The organism is Haloferax gibbonsii, from assembly GCF_001190965.1.
Classification (GTDB): Archaea; Halobacteriota; Halobacteria; order Halobacteriales; family Haloferacaceae; genus Haloferax; species Haloferax gibbonsii.
In genome coordinates this window covers 724,424-741,944 of sequence record NZ_CP011947.1, presented here as the reverse complement: position 1 = coordinate 741,944, position 17,521 = coordinate 724,424, and the positions used below count along the sequence as shown (strand labels likewise).

The following is a 17,521-nucleotide window of genomic DNA, read 5'->3' as shown; positions in this document are numbered from 1 at the left end:
GCCGCCGCGACAGCCGCCGGCACGGTGGCCGAGTCAGAAGAAGCCGTAGTCGTCGCGCTCGGTCTCGTACACCGACTCGTACTGTTCGATGACCCGACGGTAGTCGTAGCTCGCGAAGTCGTCGTCGACCGTCTCGTGGTCGTACCTGCGGGCGGCGACGATTTCGTCCGCGAGTTCCTGCGGACTCGTGACGAGCGACCCGCGCTCGCGGCCCTCGACGAGTTCGTGGGCCGACGAGCGGGCCTGATACTCGACGATGGACACACAGCCGCAGGCGAGCGCCCACAGCAGGTTCGTCGCGAAAGGCTCGACCGTCGCCGTCTGCGCGAAGACGTGCGCGCCCTTCATGATGGGCACCGCCTCGTCAGCCGGGAGTTCGCCGAGGAACTCCACGCGGTCGTCGATGCGGAGGTCGCGGGCGGTCTGTTCGGCCGTCGAGCGCTCCGGGCCGTCGCCGATGACGGCGGCGGACCACTCCTTGTCGCGGAGTTCCGCGAGCGCGAGGAGGAAGCTCTCGACGTTCGCGTGCTCGTCGAGGTCGCGGGCGTACACCACGTCCGCGCGCTCCTCGGCGTCGGCGCTCCGGACGAGGTCCATGCTGATGGGCTCGGGGACGAGACGGGTCGCGTCGACCGGCGCGCCGAGTTCGCGGACCTGCGTACGGACCATCTCGGAGGGGACCAAGACGGCGTTCGGGGCCTTCGCCGCCCGCCGGTAGGCCCGCGAGCCGCCGCGGTCGTCGCGGGTCCACCAGTCGGCGACGACCGGCGTCCGGAGGAACCGCGCCGCGGTCTTGACCGCCGCGACGTGCGACGGCGGGTAGCTCGCGACCTGAATCACGTCGGGGGAAACCTCGCGGAGGGCGAAGGGAACGCGGGAGGCGAAGCCGCCGACGGAGGGCGCGTCGGTCACGCGGTGATAGGTCACCCCGTCCTGTTTGAACTCGACGACCTCGCCGTCCCACCACTTCGCACAGAGCACCGTCACCTCGTGGTCGCGCTCGGCGAGGAGTTCGGCCGTCCGTCGGAGCCGTCTGGTCGCTCCCGTCTCCTCGTGGTGCGTCGTGTACATCGAGACGAGCGCGACTCGCATATTCGCCGCCACTACGCCGCGCAATAAAAATCCACAGTTTTCGAGGGCGCGACACGAGCGGCCGCCGGAGCGCCGACAGAACGGAGCGCGGTCCGGCGACGCGCCTCAGAGCCCGACGGCGGGTGCGACGAGCGCGCCCGCGGACTCGACGGCGGTGACCGTGTACTCCCAGCTGTAGATGTGGTTGAGAAGCAGGTACGTCACGACGCCGAGGGCGAGCGAGACGAGCCACGCGCCGGCCGCGATGCGGCCGACCTTCCGGTGGGGCGTCTCGGTCCGGAGTTCGCGCTCGGAGTGGGTTATCCCGAGGATGAGCGCGTAGAGGACGACCGGCACCGAGACGATAGAGAGGATGATGTGAATCGCCAGCATCGCCAGATACGGGTAGTACGCGAACGCGGGGCCGACGAACTCCTTGGTGCCGCCGCCGCCGATTTTGGCGAGGTACATCACCAGGAAGACGAGGATGAGGCCGAACGACGTGACCATCGCAGCCGCGTGCTTCTTGACCTCGTCGCGGCGAATCCAGCGCCAGCCCGCCGCGATGACGAGGACGTTCACCGTGTTCACGACGGCGATGGCGTCGGAGAGGAGGTTCACCTGTGGGAGCGACAGGTCGGGGAAGACCCTGCCGGGGACGACGCCGAGGAACGTCCCGATGACGAGGGCGTACCCGACGACCGAGAGGACGGCGGTCGCGGCCGCGGGGTGTTCCTTCAGGGGGTTGTCTGCGCTCGCAGTTGCCATGGGCGGGGCTTGGGAAGACGGCGTATTCCGTCTTCGGGTTCCGGACGGCGTTTGAGAGTGGTACCACCAAGACTCGACTCAATCCAGCGACTGTGCGAAGTCGACTTGCTTCGGTCGGAACCCCGTGTTACGGAGTCCCGAGAGCACCACGTCGTGTGACACGAAAGTGCTGTACCACGAGCGAGGCCGGAGGCCGAGTCTCGTGGCTTTTACCCTCCAGGTTTTTGCGCCGAGTGGTCGTCCCGCGACCCGAGGCGTAAAAAGGTGGGCTTAGATGACGCCGGTGATGGTCGCGGCCTCGATGGCCGCCTCCTCGCTCACGCCGTTGCCGAGAATCGTGTAGCGGTCGCGAATCTCGTGCGCGGTCGTGAGCGCCTCGATAATCGTCTCGTCGTCGATGCCGAGTTCGTCCGCGGTCGTCGGCGCGCCCATCGTCGACAGGGCGTCGCGGATGTCGGTCCACTCGCCGCGCGCGCCGCTGTGGAAGTACTCGGTCATGATGGAGCCGACGCCGACCTGATGCCCGTGGAGGGCGCTTCCGGGGGCGATGCGGTCGAGCTGGTGCGAAAAGAGGTGCTCCGCGCCCGACGCGGGCCGCGAGGAGCCGGCGATGGACATGGCGACGCCCGAGGAGACGAGCGCCTTCGTCACGATCCACGCGGACTCTTCGAGCCCCGGTTTGATGGAGTCGGCGCTGCCGACGAGCATCTCGGCGGTCATCTGCGAGAGCGCGCCCGCGTACTCGGAGTACTCGACGTTCTTCAGGCGGTGGGCCAGCTCCCAGTCTTTGACCGCGGTGTAGTTCGAGATGATGTCGGCGCAGCCGGCGGTCGTGAGCTCCCACGGAGCCTCCGCGAGCAGTTCCGTGTCGGCGACGACCGCGAGCGGCGGGTCGGCGGCGACCGAGTGGCGGGTGTCGCCCTCGGGAATCGAGGACCGACCCGAGACGATGCCGTCGTGGCTCGCCGCCGTCGGGACCGAGATGAACCCGCAGTCGAGGCGGTCGGAGGCCATCTTCGCCACGTCGATGGGCTTGCCGCCGCCGAGGGCGATGAGGTAGCCCGCGTCGGCCTCGCGCGCCGCGTCGACGACGCGCTCGACCGACTCGAAGCTCGCGCGGTCCAAGGAGACCGAGGAGATACCGTCGAACTGCTCGCGGACCCGGTCGCCGGCGATGCGGTTCGGCGACGGACTCGTGACGAGAAACGGCTCGCCCGAGAGGTACAACTCGTCGACCGCGGCCGAGAGGTCGTCGAGCACGCCGTGGCCCTGAAGGACGCTCCGGGGCAGCTTTATCCACGTCGATTTGTCGAACATACGCGGAAATCGGCCACGGCGGTTCATAGTGTTTCTCGTCTCGGCGGCCGGACGGCCCCCCGTCTGTCACCCCGAGCGCGACACGGTAACCCGGTTTGGGCCGCCTCGTGGGACAGTATCTCAACGTACCGAACCGTAGTTTGATTTATCACGTTTCGCTTCGCACGAAAGACACCCGCAGACGCGCGGGTAGACAACCCATGGCACACAGACGGCAGTTCCTCGCGACGACAGCAGCAGCGCTCTCCGGACTCGCGGCCCTCGGAAGCGGTTCCGCGGCCGCTGCGTCGGTTCCGCACGTCTCGACGCGCGACCACTTCGACGACGACGGCTCGCTCGCGTCCGGTCACACCACCCGCGGCTACGACACCTCCGGCGACGTGCCCGGCGTCGACGCCGGGTGCGCCTCCGACCTGACCGTGTTCGTCCACGGCTGGGACAAGGACGGCGACGACCCCGAGGCGGCCGCCCTCGACAAGATAGCGACGGCCGACGCCGAACTCTCCGCCGCCGGCTACAGCGGGGCGGTCGTCGGCTACACGTGGGACAACGACAAGGGCGGCGGCTGGGACTACGGCTGGTCCGAGTCGCAGGACATCGCCCGGGCGAACGGCCGCAAACTCGCGCAGTTCGCCGTCGACCTCAAGGCGGCCTGTCCGGGCGCGACCCTCCGGTTCGCCAGCCACTCGCTCGGCGCGCAGGTCGTCTTCAGCGCGCTCCGAACCCTCGACGGCCGAAGCGATTGGACCGACCCGGGCCACGAGGTGGCGACCGTCCACCCGTTCGGGGCCGCGACCGACAACGAGGTCCCCGGGGAGGAAGAAGGGCGAGCCACCTACGAGGCCATCCGCGACCGGACCGGCCACGTTCACAACTACTACAACGAGGCCGACGACGTGCTCCAGTGGGTGTACAACACCATCGAGTTCGACCAGGCACTCGGCGAGACCGGTCTCGAAGACGGCGACACGCCGCCCGGGAACTACACCGACCACGACGTGGAGGGGCAGGTCGGCGACGACCACAGCAACTACCTGAACACGATTGCCGACGACATCGTCGGCGACATGTAGCGGCTCAGAAACTCATTTTTCCGCGCGTCAGAGCACGAGCGACCGCACCGCGTCCCAGATGAAGACGACGCCGAACCCGCCGAGAACGACGGCGCTGACGGCGGCGACGGCGGGCGCGAAGGAGTCGACGCGCTGTTCGGCCGCGACGAGCGCCGCGGGGAACCCGGTCACCCAGAGCGCGATACCGCCGAAGAAGCCGAGGATGAGCGCCGGGCTGCCCGTCTCGACGATGAGCAGATTCGACAGCGACGCGCCGAGATAGGGCGTGTGGGCGAGCACGTCGACGGTCCCGGTTTCGAGCAGGCCGACGCCGATGGTGAGCCAGAACAGAATCTGATAGGGGTTCGTCAGCGCGAGCACGAACGCCTTCGTGAAGCCGGCGCTGTCCTCGTCGGGGTCGGCGGCCTCGCGGAACGTGGTGTCCGTCTCCTGTGCCGCGCCGTAGGCGAAGTAGAGCATGAGGACGCCCCCGGCACCGACCATGACGGCCTGCACCGTCGGGAACTGCTCGACGAACGCGACGAGGCCGAGCGCCGCGAGGACGAAAAACAGCGCGTCGGCGCTCATCGCGCCGAGTCCGGCGCGAGCGCCCGCGGTCCACCCGCGGACGACGCTCTCCTCGGCGATGACGGCGTTCATCGGGCCGGGCGGCGCGGCGAGGGCCAGCCCGAACACCAAGCCGGCACCCAAGGACGGGAGGAGGGTAGACATGGCTCTCTCTTGGGCGCGATGCCGTGAAAAATGGCGCGGAAGCGACGGCGCAGGGGTTCAGCCCCCCGAACAGATAGTCGGCCGCCGGTCAGACCAGCGCGAGGACGGCGTCGCTGACGGTGCCGACGAGCGTCTCCCAGACGGAGAAGTCGGTGGCCATGGCGAGCAGGGTATCGACGGCGAAGAAGCCGAACAGGGCGGCCGCGCCGAGGTACGCCTTGCGCGTGTCGACCCGGCCCGAGAAGCGGTGGAAGAAGTACGCGTTGGCGATGCTCACGGGGATGATGGCGAGCATCTCACCCACCCAGATGGCCGAGGTCGCGCCGTACTGCACGGCCAGACCGATGGTGACGAGTTGGGTCTTGTCGCCGAACTCGCCAGCGGCCATCATGGCGAAGATGGGCAGAAAGCCGCCGAAGCCCTGCGTCGACAGTTCGCGACCGAACACCGTCGGCGCGTCGTCGAACCCGGAGACGCCGCCGTCGGTGGTCGCGACCTCGCTCCCCGCGGACGCGTCGGGTGCAGCGCGATAGAGCAACACCGCGAACGTGGCGAACAGGACGGCGGTGATGGCGTCGAGCGCGGCCGGCGGGAGCGCGCTCTTGAGCGCCTGCCCGAGCATGATTTCGAGGGCCGTCCAGAGTGCGAACGCCGACCCCGCGGCCGCGACGACGACCTTCGGGTCGAAGCGGGTCGAGAGGCCCGCGATGATGAACTGGACCTTCTCGCCCGGCAGGACCGCAAGTTGGGAGACGAGGGCGATGACGAGAATCTCCCACCAGCCGGTCACGCCGGCGACACCTCCTCGCTACTCGGCTCGTCGGGCGGTCGGACGCGAATCGTTCGGGCCACCGACTCCGGGAGGCTCTGCTCGCGCCCGTCGTCGCCGACGCGCACCGTCACCATTCCGAAGGGGGCGATGTCGGTCACTTCGATGGTCGTGCCGGGCGTGACGCCGGCCTCGGAGAGGTACTCCAACTCCGCGGGGTCCCGGTCGCTGACGCGGGCGACGACGAGGTGGTCACCGACCTCGCACTCGGAGAGCGCCGACAGGCCCGAGGAGTCCGGCGGCGTGAGGTCGGCGCTCGGGATGGGGTCGCCGTGGGGGTCGACCTCGGGTTCGCCGAGGGCGGCCGCGACCCGCTTTTCGAACTCCTCGCTGATGTGGTGTTCGAGCGCGTCCGCCTCGTCGTGGACCTCGCTCCACGAGTAGTCGAGGTGCTCCGTGAGGTACGCCTCCAAGAGGCGGTGGTGCCGGAGGACTTCCAGCGCGACGGTCTCGCCTTCCGTGGTCAGCTCGACGCCCTTGTACTTCTCGCGGTCGACCAGCCCGCGCTCTTCGAGCTTGCCGACCATGCTCGTCACGGTCGGCGGCGTCTTCCCGAGGTACTCCGCGATGTCGGAGGTCGAAACCGGCGGTCCCTGCTCCATCTGGAGCGTGTAGATTGCCTTCAGGTAGTCCTCCATCACGTCGCTCAACATACCACGGATTAGATGCGTCTAAAGTAAAAGTCTGATGGAGGTAACGTGGACGTTCGAACGGGGAACCAGCCGGCCGAAGCGGTCCTCAGACGCCCTGTCCCATCAGGTGACTGCGGAGGATGTCGGCGTTCTTCGTCCCGGACTCGGTGTTGACGACGACGACCGTGTCGTCCTCGTCGAACTCGTCCGCGAGTTCCCACGCGCCGGCGAGCGCGACGCCGCCCGCGGGACCGACCTCGACGCCGGCGGTCTGGGCGGCGGTGACGGCGGATTCGAGCGCGTCGTCGTCGCTGACGGCGACGGCCGCGCCGCCGGACTCGCGGACGGCGCGGAGCGCGAGCGACCCGCCCGCGGGGTCCGGAATCTCCAGTTCGCCGACGATGGTGTCCGGGTGGTTCCACGCCTCGTGGGCGTCGCTTTCGGCCTCCCACGCGGTGGTGACCGGCGAGCACCCGACGGACTGCGCGGCGACGAGTTTGGGGACCGACTCGACCAGTCCGAGTTCGACGAGGTCGGAAAAGCCCTTGTGGACGCCGTAGGCGAGTTCGCCGGTCGAGACGGGGACGACGACCCAGTCGGGCACCGACCAGTCGAGGCGCTCTGCGACCTCGTAGGCGATGGTCTTCGCGCCGTCGTGGCGGTAGGGGTTGTCGAACTCCTGGAGCGTGTGCCAGTCGCTCTTGAGCTGTTCGTGGAGCGCCGAGAGGGCGTCGGGGTAGCGCCCGCCGACGACCTTCATCTGGCCGCCGTGGACGTTCACCATGGCCTTGTTCGGGAACGGCGTCCGCGAGGGGACGAAGCCGTAGGAGCGAGCGTCCACGAGGCCCGCGTAGGAGGCCGCCGACTGCGCGCCGTTGCCGGGCGAGGCGTGCGCGACGACCTCGGCGTCGGCCTCGCGCGCGGCGGTGACGGCGAGCGAGAAGCCGCGGTCGAGGAACGTCCCGGTCGGGTTGCGACCCTCGTCCTTGATGAGGAAGGAGCCGACGCCGGCCTCCTCGCCGAGCGCGTCGGCCGCGACGAGCGGCGTCGCGCCCTCGTTGGCGGTCACCGGCTCCGCGAAGGGGAGCAGTTCGCGGTAGCGCCACATCGTGTCGAAGGGGCGCTCGGCGAGCGTCTCGGCGTCCCACTCGACCGCGTCGAGGTCGTAGGTGGGGTCAAGCGGCGCGTCGGCGTCGCTCGCGCCGGTCGCGTCCGCGTCGTACTCGTCGCCGGTCTCCGTGCACACCAGCCCGGAGAAGGTGTCGGACGTCTGCATGGGCGGGGCTTACGGGGGGAGGGACTAAGCCCTTCCCGTCGGCCGATGGCCGCCACCCGTAGCGGCTTTGTGTCGCCCGTCCGAGAGACGAGATATGGACGATAGCCACATCGCGGTCGTCGGTGCGGGCCTCGCGGGCCTCGTCGCCGCGCGACACCTCGCCGCCGACGGGGCCGACGTGACCGTCGTGGAGCGGCGCGACGACGTCGGCGGACGGGTCCGCACCCGGACGAAAGACGGCTTCACGCTCGACCGCGGGTTTCAGGTCCTCTTCACCGACTACCCCGCGGTCCGGCGGGAACTCGACCTCGACGCGCTCGACCTCCGGCGGTTCACGCCCGGCGCGACCATCTGCCGACCGAGCAGGCGCGCGGTCCTCTCGGACCCCTTCCGCGACATCGGGAGCCTGTTCGAGTCCGTCCGCAACCCCGAGGTGACGACGAGCGACAAGCTCCGGACGCTGGCGCTCAGACAGGACGTGAGCACCCGCGACGAAGAGGGAATCTTCGCCTCGGCGGACCGGAGCATCCGGTCGTACCTCCGCGACTGGGGCTTCTCCGAGGACTACATCGAGCACTTCGTCGCGCCCTTCTACGGCGGCATCACGCTCGATCGCTCGCTCTCCTCGTCGAAGCGGGTGTTCGAGTACACCTTCAAGATGCTCTCGACGGGGAGCACCGCGGTCCCCGCGGCGGGGATGCAGGCGGTTCCCGAGCAACTCGCCGACGCCGCCCGCGACGAGGGCGCGACCGTCCGCCTCGGCGAGCGCGTCGAGTCGGTCGAGTCCGACGGCGACGGCGCGGTCGTCACCACGGGCCGCGAGTCGCTCGAAGCCGACGCGGTCGTCGTCGCCACCGACCCCAAGGAGGCGCGGCGACTGACCGGCGTCGGGTCGATTCCGACCGAGGCACACGGCTGCGTCACCCAGTACTACACGCTCCCGAGCGGGAGCGGCCTCGACGCGGGCAAGCGAATCATGCTCAACGCGCCGAGCCCCGACCCCAACACGGTCGTCCCGCTGTCGACCGTCGCACCGGAGTACGCCCCGCCGGGCGCTGAACTCCTGAACGCGACGTTCCTCGGCGCGGCCGCACAGGACAACTCCGAGGAGGAACTGTTCGAGAAGACTCGGCGGACGCTCGAAGCGTGGTACCCCGACCGCTACTTCGACGACCTCGAACTGCTCCACACCGACTACATCTCCTTCGCGCAGTTCGCCCAACCGCCCGGCGTCCACGAGTCGCTTCCGAACACCCGCGACGCCCCCGGCCGGGCGTACCTCGCCGGCGACTACACCGCGTGGTCGTCGATTCAGGGCGCGATGCGGAGCGGGAAAGAGGCGGCCGACGCCGTCCGCGACGACCTCTCCTGAGCCGGTGCGCGCCTTGCGGAGCGGTCTGCCTACCTTCTGTGGCGGTCAGTCGAGTGACCGCGCGGGACCGTCTTCGCGCGGCAGTTCGGCCTTGCGAGTGCGCTCGCCCGCGAACGAGAGCCCGTTCGTCGGGAGCGGCTTCGAAGACAGGCGCGCCGCGCCGTATCGGTAGACGAGCACGCCGACGAACAGCCACGCGGCCGCGGCCAGAGCGGCCTCGGCGGGGAGCAGGCCGTCACCACTAATTCCCGTCGAGAGGAAGACCGAGGTCGCGTTCCAGACCGAGTGGAACGCGACGGGGACGAGGACGCGCCCGCCGGACTCGTTGTAGAGCCAGGTCGTGACGACGCTGATTCCGACGACCGACACGAGATAGAAGGCGAACGACGTGCCCGCCTGCGAACTCCCGGGCATGGCGAAAAGCGGCGCGTGCCACGCGGCCCAGACGACGCCGATGACGAGGGACGCGCGGAACGCGCCGAGTCGCCGCTGGAGGACCGGCAGTCCGAATCCACGCCAGCCCGGTTCTTCGAGTCCGCCCCTGATGAACGACGAGACGAGGAGCGCCGCGAACAGGGTCGCCGGACCGAGCGCCGCGGACTCGAACGTCCACCCGAGCGCGACGGTGAACACGAGGGTCGCGCCGAACAGGACCGGGGGGAGGACCGCGGCGGCGACCCAGACGAACGGCGGCGCGCGGGGACTCACGACGCGACGAAGCCACGGGCGAAGGTCGCCGGTGGCCGCGGCGACGACGATGGCGGCGAGGAACGGCCCGAATCCGCCCGCGAGGACGAGCAACGACACGGGAACGATGCGCTCGGCGCTGACGAGGAGCGCCGCCGGGACCCACGCGAGCCACGTGAAGAGGAACGTCAGCGCGACGAAACTGACGAATCGGTGCGTTCGAACGGCGGTGGCGATGGCGGGCATGACGACTAGCAGTACGTCGCCGCGAGCCAAAGCCACCAATCTCGGTTCTCGTCGGGCGAGAAGCAGAAGTCGGTCTCTGCGGGCTAAAACGCCCGGAACCGACGGCTCAGAGCAACCGACGGAGCTTCCCCAGCGGCGGGAACGTGAGCGTCTCGCCCGCCTCCGCGTCGCGGACGAGCGGCCTGAAATCGTCCGCGTCGCGCACCAGCGGCGAGTCGAAGTCGGCCCCGCGCATCCCGTTTACTTCGACGCCCGCGGCGAGGCGGGTGAACGCCGGGAGCATCAGCACGTCGCCGCCGCGGTAGGCGTCGGGGCCGTAGAGGACGCAGGGTCGCCGCCGACCCTCGACGGCGAGCGTCGGGTGGTCGTGGCCGACGACGTACCGGTCGGCGTCGCCGTCGGGCTCGCGGTGGCCGTGGCAGACGAGCGTCCCGTCCGCGAGGCGGTACTCGTCGTGTACGTCTCCCGACCAGCCCTCTGCGAGCATCGTGTCGTGGTTGCCGGCGACGAACACCGGGTCGGCACCGGCGTCGCCGCACGTCTCCGCGAGGGCTTCGAGGGCCGCGACGTGGCGCTCCGTGACGCGGTCGAACCGGTGGAGCACGTCACCGGCGAAGACGACCTCGCCGGGGGCGAACTCGGCGCAGTAGGCTCGCAGGCGCTCCGCGAGGTCGGTCCCCTCGCCGAGCGGAAAATCGACCGCCGAGGCGTCCGCTCGGCCGACGTGGAGGTCCGAGAGGACGAGCGCGTCGGCGTCGGGGAAGAAGACGGCGCGCTCGCGGACGGAGACGCGGGTCACGACCGAATCGAGGGGCGTCGGAGACAAATCACCATCGGCGGCGTGCGCCGGGGCGAACGCCCGCGAGAGGCCGGCGGAATTGGAGGTGGAGCCGGCGTCGGAGCAGGGGCCTTTTTAGTCGGTGCGTCCCACGTTCGGCACATGAGCGGCGCACTGGAGGACAAGCGCACCGCGACCCGCTTTCGCATCCTCGCCGAGATAGCCGACCGGCAGCCGGCGGTGAGTCAGGGCGAAATCGCCGAGGCGGTCGGGGTGACGAGTCAGGCGGTCTCCGAGTACATCCGCGACCTCGTCGAAGACGGGCTCGTCGAAAAGCAGGGCCGGTCGCGCTACCGCGTGACGAAAGAGGGCGTCGACTGGCTGTTTCAGGAGGCGCGCGCCCTCCAGCGGTTCGCCGAACACGTCACCGACGACGTGCTGGAGAGCGTCAACGAGGACGCCGCAATCGTCACCGACGACGTGGCGGCCGGCGACACGGTGACCCTGTCGCTCCGCGACGGCCTGCTACACGCCACGCCCGGCGACGACGGGCCGGCCATCGGCGTCGCCACCACCGACGCCGAGGCGGGCGACGCGGCCAGCGTCACCGGCTTCGAGGGCGTCATCGAGATGGAACCCGGTTCGGTCCGCGTGCTGCAGGTGCCGCCCGCGCGGCTCGCCGAGTCCGACGCGGTCGACGCGGACGCGCTCGCGGCGGCGTGCGACGAGGCCGACATCGTCGTCGCCGCGGGCGTCGAGGCCGTCGTCGCCTGCCGACACGCGTCGGTCGAGGTCAAGACGTGGTTCGCGCCGGGCGAGGTCGCCGCCGACGCCGCGGCCCGCGGACTCGACGCCGCGGTCGTCGCCAGCACGGACACCGCCGGGCGCGTGACCGACGCGCTCCGCGACGCGGGCGTGCTGTTCGAAGTGACGGAGCCGTAGCTCCGCGCCGGTTTCGGGGTTTCTCGACGTCGAATTCGCCGCTTAACTCTCCGCGTGTTCTCGGGCCATCGTGTACGCCTCCCGTAGCTCGCGGAACCGCTCGCGGTCGCCGCCGTGGTCGGGGTGTACGTCCTTCACCCGCGCGCGATAGGCGTCTCTGACGGCGTCCGAAGAGGCGTTCGCGGGGAGGTCGAGCCGGTCGAACGCGGCCGACACGGGGTCGTCGAGGTCGGCCAGTTCGGGCTCGATGTCCGGCACGTCGAAGGGGAGCCGCCGGCCGAGTTGGCCGCCGGGCATCTCGTGTTCGCAGAGGACGGCGTAGACGCCGGCGCGTTCGAGGCGGAAGAACGCCTGCGCGTCGAAGGTGATGGCGACGCCGCGGTCGGGGAGGAAGAACGCCACCGTCTCGCCGCGGATCAGGCGGTCCTCGACGAACCGCTCGTCGATGGCGGTGAGGTAGTCGCGGATTTCGTGGCGGCGGCGGCCCGTCCCGTCGACGCGGGGGCCGCGGGAGACCCGCCGCTCCGGGAAGACACGACCGCCGACGACGAAGACGCCGGCGACGACGACGGAGGCGACCGCGCCCGCGGCGAGGCCGACGAGGAGCCACGGCGGGAGCAGAAAGACCCACTCCGGAAGCACGCTAGAAGTCACGTGGCGAGCGATTATGAACCCCTCGCTGCCCGTACCGATTTGCCGCGGGAGAACGAAGAGCCGGCATGCGACCGATTCGCTTCGAGGAGGCCGACAGCGCTGAGCGAACCCAAATCGGCGAGGGACTGACGCGACCGGCCGTCGCCGCCGGACGACTGGAGACGGGCCACGCCGAGGGGAAGTACTTCCTCCGACACGACGACGGCTGTGGGGTCTGCGGGAAGCCGGTCGAAGCCGGGTCGACGTTCTACCTCGACCCGGACACCGGCGAAATCCTCTGCGAAGAACACGGACGGGCGCGCCGAGAGTCCTGAGAACGTCCGTCTCCGGGTCGACGCCGCAATTTCATACTCGCCTTCGAGTGAGTTTTCATTCATACTTGTTTCGTTCGCAAACTTCTTTATCGGGGTGCGGGACCATACGAACATCACATGGCTGTAGTCTGGCTGGACGACGTACGGGCTGACGACCTCGACCTGGTCGGCGGGAAAGGCGCGTCGCTGGGCGAACTAACCGGTGCGGGGCTTCCCGTCCCGCCGGGATTCGTCGTGACGGCGAGCACGTACCGCGCGTTCATCGAGGACGCGGGCATCGACGACGAGCTGTTCGCCGCGGTCGAGGTCGACCACGAGGACTCCGAGGCGCTGCAGGCGGCCCACGAGACGGCGCACGACCTCATCATGGAGACGCCGATGCCGGACGACGTGCGGGAGGAAATCCTCGACGCCTACCGGAGCGTCGGCGAGGGCGACGCCTTCGTCGCCGTCCGGTCGTCCGCGACGGCCGAGGACCTGCCGGACGCCTCCTTCGCGGGCCAACAGGAGACGTTCCTGAACATCACCGAGGAGGACCTCCTCGACCGCGTCAAGGAGTGTTGGGCCTCGCTGTTCTCCGAGCGCGCCATCTACTACCGCAACCGCAAGGGCTTCCCCCACGACAAGGTCGACATCGCGGTGGTCGTCCAGCAGATGGTCGACGCCGAGAAGTCCGGCGTGATGTTCACCCGACACCCCTCGACCGGCAAGAAGGAGATTATCATCGAGGCCGCGTGGGGTCTCGGCGAAGCCGTCGTCTCCGGCACCGTCTCGCCCGACAACTACGTCATCAGCCGCGAGACCGGCGAGGTCGAGACGGCGACCATCGCGGACAAGAAGACGATGTGCGTCCGCGACGAGGAGAGCGGCGAGACCGTCATGCGCGACGTGCCGAGCGACCGCCGCCACGAGCGCGTCCTCACCGACGACGAGGTCTCCCGCCTGCTCGAACTCGGCGAACTGGTCGAAGACCACTACGAGACGCCGCAGGACGTGGAGTGGGCCGTCTACGAGGGCGAGGTCTACATGCTCCAGTCGCGCCCGATTACGACTATCGCCGAGGCTGACGACGGCGAGGAAGACGAGGGCGACAGCGGACGTTCGCGGGCGGCCGCGACCGGCGACGACGTGCTCATCCGCGGCCTCGGCGCGAGCCCCGGCATCGCCTCCGGCCGCGCCCGCATCGTCACCAAGCTCGACCACCTCGACCAGGTCGCCGAGGGCGACATCATCGTCACCGAGATGACCATGCCCGACATGGTGCCCGCGATGAAGCGCGCCGCCGGCATCGTCACCGACGAGGGCGGCATGACCTCCCACGCGGCCATCGTCTCCCGCGAACTCGGCGTGCCCGCGGTCGTCGGCACCGGCGACGGGACGAAGACCCTCGAAGACGGCGAGGTCGTCACCATCGACGGCGACAAGGGAACCGTCCGCGAGGGCGAAGAGCCCGAGGAGAAACAGCGCCAGCCCGTCGAGGAGGCCCGCCCCAAGACGCCCGTCAAGCCGATGACCGCGACCGAGGTCAAGGTCAACGTCTCCATCCCCGAGGCGGCCGAGCGCGCCGCCGCGACGGGCGCTGACGGCGTCGGCCTGCTCCGCATCGAGCACATGGTCCTGACGCTCGGCAAGACCCCCGAGCGGTTCATCGAGCAGAACGGCGAGCGCGCCTACGTGGACGAAATCGTCTCTGGCGTCCGCGAGGCCGCAGAGGAGTTCTACCCGCGGCCGGTCCGCGTCCGCACCCTCGACGCGCCGACAGACGAGTTCCGACAGCTCGAAGGCGGCGAGAACGAGCCGCGCGAGCACAACCCGATGCTCGGCTACCGCGGCATCCGCCGCGGCCTCGACAACCCGAGCGTCTTCCGTCTCGAACTGCAGGCGTTCCGCCGCCTGTTCGACATGGGCTACGACAACCTCGAAGTCATGTTCCCGCTCGTCAACGACGCCGAGGACGTGCTGCGGGCGAAAGAGCACATGCGCGAGGCCGGCATCGACCCCGAAAAGCGCGAGTGGGGCGTCATGATAGAGACGCCGGCCGCGGCGCTCTGCATCGAAGAGCTCGCCGACGCCGGCATCGACTTCGCCTCGTTCGGCACGAACGACCTGACGCAGTACACCCTCGCGGTGGACCGCAACAACGAGCACGTCGCCGACATCTACGACGAACTGCACCCGGCGGTGCTCAAACTCATCGGCGACACCATCGAGACGTGCCGCGAGGTCGGCGTGAAGACGAGCATCTGCGGGCAGGCCGGCTCGAAGCCCAAGATGGTTCAGTTCCTCGTCGACAAGGGCGTCAGCTCCATCTCGGCCAACATCGACGCCGTCCGCGACGTGCAACACGAGGTCAAGCGCGTCGAACAGCGACTCCTCCTCGACTCGGTTCGCTGACTCCGGCGAACGTCGAGGTCGAACCACCCTCTCCCGTCTTTTCTCGTCCGGGTAGCGACGCCATCGGCTGGGCGACGCGGCGCAATGGAGCGGAACCGATATACTGGGTGTGGTTATAGTGGGATGCATGCAGCGCGCGGCACCGCAGGAGTTCGACCGCGTCCTCTCTTCGATGTGCACCCGACCGCACCCGGCCGCCCGGAAGGCCGCAGAGCGGTTCTTTGCCACCAACCCCGGCGACCCGGCGACCTATCAGGCCGTCGCCGCCCTCGAAGAAGACGCACTCTCGTACCTCGGCGACATCACCGGCCTCTCGACCCCCCACGGCTACGTGACGAGCGGCGGGACCGAGGCCAACATCCAGGCCATCCGAGCCGCGCGCAACCACGCCCGCGACGACGACCCGAACGTCGTCGCCCCCGAGAGCATCCACTTCAGTTTCCAGAAGGCCGCCGACGTGCTCGACGTGGAACTCCGAATCGTCCCCGTCGACGACGACTACCGCGCGAACGTCGCGGCCGTCCGCGAGGCCGTCGACGACCACACCGTCCTCGTCGCCGGCGTCGCCGGCACGACCGAGTTCGGCCGCGTCGACCCGATACCCGAGCTGACCGCGGTCGCCCACGACGCCGGCGCGCTGATGCACGTCGACGCCGCGTGGGGCGGGTTCATCCTCCCCTTCACCGACCACGAGTGGTCGTTCGCTCACGCGCCAATCGACTCGATGACCATCGACCCCCACAAGTACGGGCAGGCGGTCGTCCCCGCCGGCGGCCTGTTGTTCCGCGACAAGTCGGTCGTCGACTCGCTGGCGGTCGACACGCCGTACCTCGAATCCGCGTCGCAGGCGAGCCTCACCGGCACCCGAAGCGGCGCGGGCGTCGCCTCCGCGGCCGCCGCGATGCGCGAACTCTGGCCCGACGGCTACCGCGACGCCTACGAGCGCCAGCAGACGAACGCCGAGTGGTTCTACGACGAACTCCGCTCTCGGGGCTACGACGCGGTCGAACCGGACCTCCCGCTGGTCGCCGCGAGCGTCCCCGACGGGCAGTTCGAGTCGCTTCGGGACCTCGGCTGGCGTATCTCGCGGACCGCGAGCGGCGAACTCCGCATCGTCTGCATGCCGCACGTCTCCCGCGAGTCGCTCCGGGCGTTCCTCTCGGACCTCGACGACCTCCGGTCGGGGCCGACGCGCAACTGAGCCGGTCCGAACCTGAAAACTTACAACCGACTGGCTTCGACCCTCTCGTGTGTCTCTCACCGCGTTCGCATCGCTCGCAGACCTGACGCTCAGTCTGTACCCCGACTTCTCGTGGCTCTCGTCGCTCGTCGAGACGGCCACCGGCTGGGTCGGGCTGGTCATCATCTTCGCGTACTCGTTTCTCATCGCCTTCGCCCTCCCGGGCGTGAGCGAAATCGTCCTCGCCGCCCCGCTCGACCTCGGGCTCCCCTACGGCGCGAAGCTGGCGGTCATCATCCTCGTCAGCGGCGCGGGCAAGGCCGCAGGCAGCGTCTTCGCCTTCTACATCGGCCGTCAGACGACGGAGTCGGGCTACGTCGAACGGGCGCTCGAACGGCTCCCGGTCGACGTGATGGGGTGGACCGAGCGCAAGGCCGTCCAAATCGCACAGAACTGGGGCTTCGCCGGACTCGCGGCCGCGCTCTGCGTGCCGGGCTTTCCCGACACGCTCTCGATTTACGCGTTTTCGGTCCTCGAAGACGACTACCTCAAGTTCGCGGCCGCGACGTTCGTCGGCTCCTGCGGCCGACTCATCGTGACGGTCATCGGTATCGAGGCCGCGCTGGCGTTCCTCTGAGCGGGGCGCGCGCGGGTCGGCTCACCTCGCTGTCGTCGTCGCGCCGCCGTCAGTACCGCTGTCAGCCACTCGCTTCGGAACCCGTCGCCGTCTCGGACGTCGCCTCGAACGACTCGACGGACGCGTAGTTGACGACGACGAACGCGACGAAGAGGACGGCCGCGAGCGCCGCGAACGACAGCGACAGCGTCCGGCACGTGGCCGCGGACAGGCCGAGGCGTCGGCCGACCGACTCGATTGCGAAGACACCGGCGAGCGCGAGCGAGACGCCGATGGCGAGAATCCAGCCGCCGCCGAGCGGCGACTGCGGGACGAGAAGGAGACCGTAGCCGGAGACGAACAGCCCGAGGAGGATGGCGAACACGGCGGCGAAGCCGACGCTCCGGGCGGGTTGGGAGGCGGTAGTCGTAGTCACGCCGAACAGGGCGTCGGCCGACGAGATAGCGGTTGCGTGACTCGTGCTGGCGCGTCGCCGTCGCGGTCGTCCGCAGCCCGGTCGTCCGCAGCCAGTCGAGTGCGGCGGTCCCGAGCGGTCCCGATAATTTATACGCGCGCTCGGCTTCAGTACCGGTGTGACCGCGACGGGTCTCCCCGACAACATGCGTATGCGCGCTCCCTTTTAGCCGCGGGTGGACCCGCC

At 69.5% G+C, this 17,521-nt stretch carries 18 protein-coding genes; 7 read left to right on the top strand and 11 right to left on the bottom strand.

What is annotated here, in order from left to right; genetic code table 11:
• Positions 1-33 precede the first annotated feature (33 nt).
• From ABY42_RS03950 to ABY42_RS03940, 3 genes are all read right to left on the bottom strand, one after another.
• Positions 34-1,092 carry a glycosyltransferase family 4 protein gene (locus ABY42_RS03950; RefSeq protein WP_004972612.1) on the bottom strand — a complete coding sequence of 353 codons (1,059 nt, stop codon included), beginning with the start codon at positions 1,090-1,092 and terminating at the stop codon, positions 34-36.
• Positions 1,093-1,197: 105 nt separating this feature from the next.
• Positions 1,198-1,839, bottom strand: a complete 642-nt coding sequence (locus ABY42_RS03945; RefSeq protein WP_050458781.1) for a DUF420 domain-containing protein — start codon at positions 1,837-1,839, stop codon at positions 1,198-1,200.
• A gap of 270 nt (positions 1,840-2,109) precedes the next feature.
• Positions 2,110-3,156, bottom strand: coding sequence for an NAD(P)-dependent glycerol-1-phosphate dehydrogenase (locus ABY42_RS03940; protein WP_004972614.1), 1,047 nt, complete (start codon positions 3,154-3,156; stop codon positions 2,110-2,112).
• A gap of 200 nt (positions 3,157-3,356) precedes the next feature.
• On the opposite strand from ABY42_RS03940, the gene ABY42_RS03935 reads away from it, so the two are divergent.
• Complete coding sequence (locus ABY42_RS03935; RefSeq protein WP_050458780.1) at positions 3,357-4,229, top strand: alpha/beta hydrolase; 873 nt, start codon at positions 3,357-3,359, stop codon at positions 4,227-4,229.
• A gap of 27 nt (positions 4,230-4,256) precedes the next feature.
• On the opposite strand, the gene ABY42_RS03930 is transcribed toward ABY42_RS03935, so the two are convergent.
• The 4 genes from ABY42_RS03930 to ABY42_RS03915 form a co-directional block, all read right to left on the bottom strand.
• A complete protein-coding gene (locus tag ABY42_RS03930; RefSeq protein ID WP_050459887.1) occupies positions 4,257-4,904 on the bottom strand; it encodes a LysE family translocator in 648 nt (215 codons plus the stop codon).
• A 124-nt stretch (positions 4,905-5,028) separates the two neighbouring features.
• Positions 5,029-5,730: a TMEM165/GDT1 family protein gene (locus ABY42_RS03925; protein ID WP_004972617.1), complete on the bottom strand. Its 702-nt coding sequence runs from the start codon at positions 5,728-5,730 to the stop codon at positions 5,029-5,031.
• Positions 5,727-6,422 (bottom strand): metal-dependent transcriptional regulator, encoded by a 696-nt coding sequence (locus tag ABY42_RS03920; protein WP_004972618.1) that lies wholly within the window; start codon positions 6,420-6,422, stop codon positions 5,727-5,729. The genes ABY42_RS03925 and ABY42_RS03920 overlap by 4 nt, the downstream gene beginning before the upstream one ends.
• 85 nt (positions 6,423-6,507) lie before the next feature.
• Positions 6,508-7,677 (bottom strand): threonine synthase, encoded by a 1,170-nt coding sequence (locus ABY42_RS03915; RefSeq protein WP_050458779.1) that lies wholly within the window; start codon positions 7,675-7,677, stop codon positions 6,508-6,510.
• Positions 7,678-7,771: 94 nt separating this feature from the next.
• Here ABY42_RS03915 and ABY42_RS03910 point away from each other — a divergent pair, with 94 nt between their 5' ends.
• Positions 7,772-9,049, top strand: coding sequence for an NAD(P)/FAD-dependent oxidoreductase (locus ABY42_RS03910; RefSeq protein WP_050458778.1), 1,278 nt, complete (start codon positions 7,772-7,774; stop codon positions 9,047-9,049).
• A 45-nt stretch (positions 9,050-9,094) separates the two neighbouring features.
• Here the strand turns inward: ABY42_RS03910 and ABY42_RS03905 are convergent, their stop codons facing one another.
• Positions 9,095-10,018, bottom strand: a complete 924-nt coding sequence (locus ABY42_RS03905; protein ID WP_231608300.1) for a CPBP family intramembrane glutamic endopeptidase — start codon at positions 10,016-10,018, stop codon at positions 9,095-9,097.
• Between the two features lie 70 nt (positions 10,019-10,088).
• Positions 10,089-10,781, bottom strand: coding sequence for a metallophosphoesterase (locus ABY42_RS03900; protein WP_050458776.1), 693 nt, complete (start codon positions 10,779-10,781; stop codon positions 10,089-10,091).
• 141 nt (positions 10,782-10,922) lie between these two features.
• Here ABY42_RS03900 and ABY42_RS03895 point away from each other — a divergent pair, with 141 nt between their 5' ends.
• Positions 10,923-11,702 carry a DUF7839 domain-containing protein gene (locus ABY42_RS03895; RefSeq protein ID WP_050458775.1) on the top strand — a complete coding sequence of 260 codons (780 nt, stop codon included), beginning with the start codon at positions 10,923-10,925 and terminating at the stop codon, positions 11,700-11,702.
• A gap of 42 nt (positions 11,703-11,744) precedes the next feature.
• Here ABY42_RS03895 and ABY42_RS03890 read toward each other — a convergent pair whose 3' ends face one another.
• Complete coding sequence (locus ABY42_RS03890; RefSeq protein ID WP_050458774.1) at positions 11,745-12,344, bottom strand: J domain-containing protein; 600 nt, start codon at positions 12,342-12,344, stop codon at positions 11,745-11,747.
• 77 nt (positions 12,345-12,421) lie between these two features.
• Between ABY42_RS03890 and ABY42_RS03885 the strand changes: the two genes are divergently transcribed.
• The 4 genes from ABY42_RS03885 (at position 12,422) to ABY42_RS03870 (ending at position 16,881) form a co-directional block, all read left to right on the top strand.
• Positions 12,422-12,670, top strand: coding sequence for a hypothetical protein (locus ABY42_RS03885; RefSeq protein ID WP_050458773.1), 249 nt, complete (start codon positions 12,422-12,424; stop codon positions 12,668-12,670).
• A gap of 117 nt (positions 12,671-12,787) precedes the next feature.
• Positions 12,788-15,064, top strand: a complete 2,277-nt coding sequence (ppsA, locus tag ABY42_RS03880) for a phosphoenolpyruvate synthase (RefSeq protein WP_050458772.1) — start codon at positions 12,788-12,790, stop codon at positions 15,062-15,064.
• Positions 15,065-15,191: 127 nt separating this feature from the next.
• The gene (gene mfnA, locus ABY42_RS03875; RefSeq protein ID WP_050458771.1) at positions 15,192-16,265 is read left to right on the top strand and encodes a tyrosine decarboxylase MfnA; all 1,074 of its coding nucleotides are present in this window, start codon (positions 15,192-15,194) and stop codon (positions 16,263-16,265) included.
• A 49-nt stretch (positions 16,266-16,314) separates the two neighbouring features.
• Positions 16,315-16,881 (top strand): YqaA family protein, encoded by a 567-nt coding sequence (locus tag ABY42_RS03870; RefSeq protein WP_004972628.1) that lies wholly within the window; start codon positions 16,315-16,317, stop codon positions 16,879-16,881.
• 61 nt (positions 16,882-16,942) lie between these two features.
• Here ABY42_RS03870 and ABY42_RS03865 read toward each other — a convergent pair whose 3' ends face one another.
• Complete coding sequence (locus ABY42_RS03865) at positions 16,943-17,296, bottom strand: hypothetical protein (RefSeq protein ID WP_050458770.1); 354 nt, start codon at positions 17,294-17,296, stop codon at positions 16,943-16,945.
• Positions 17,297-17,521: the final 225 nt, after the last annotated feature.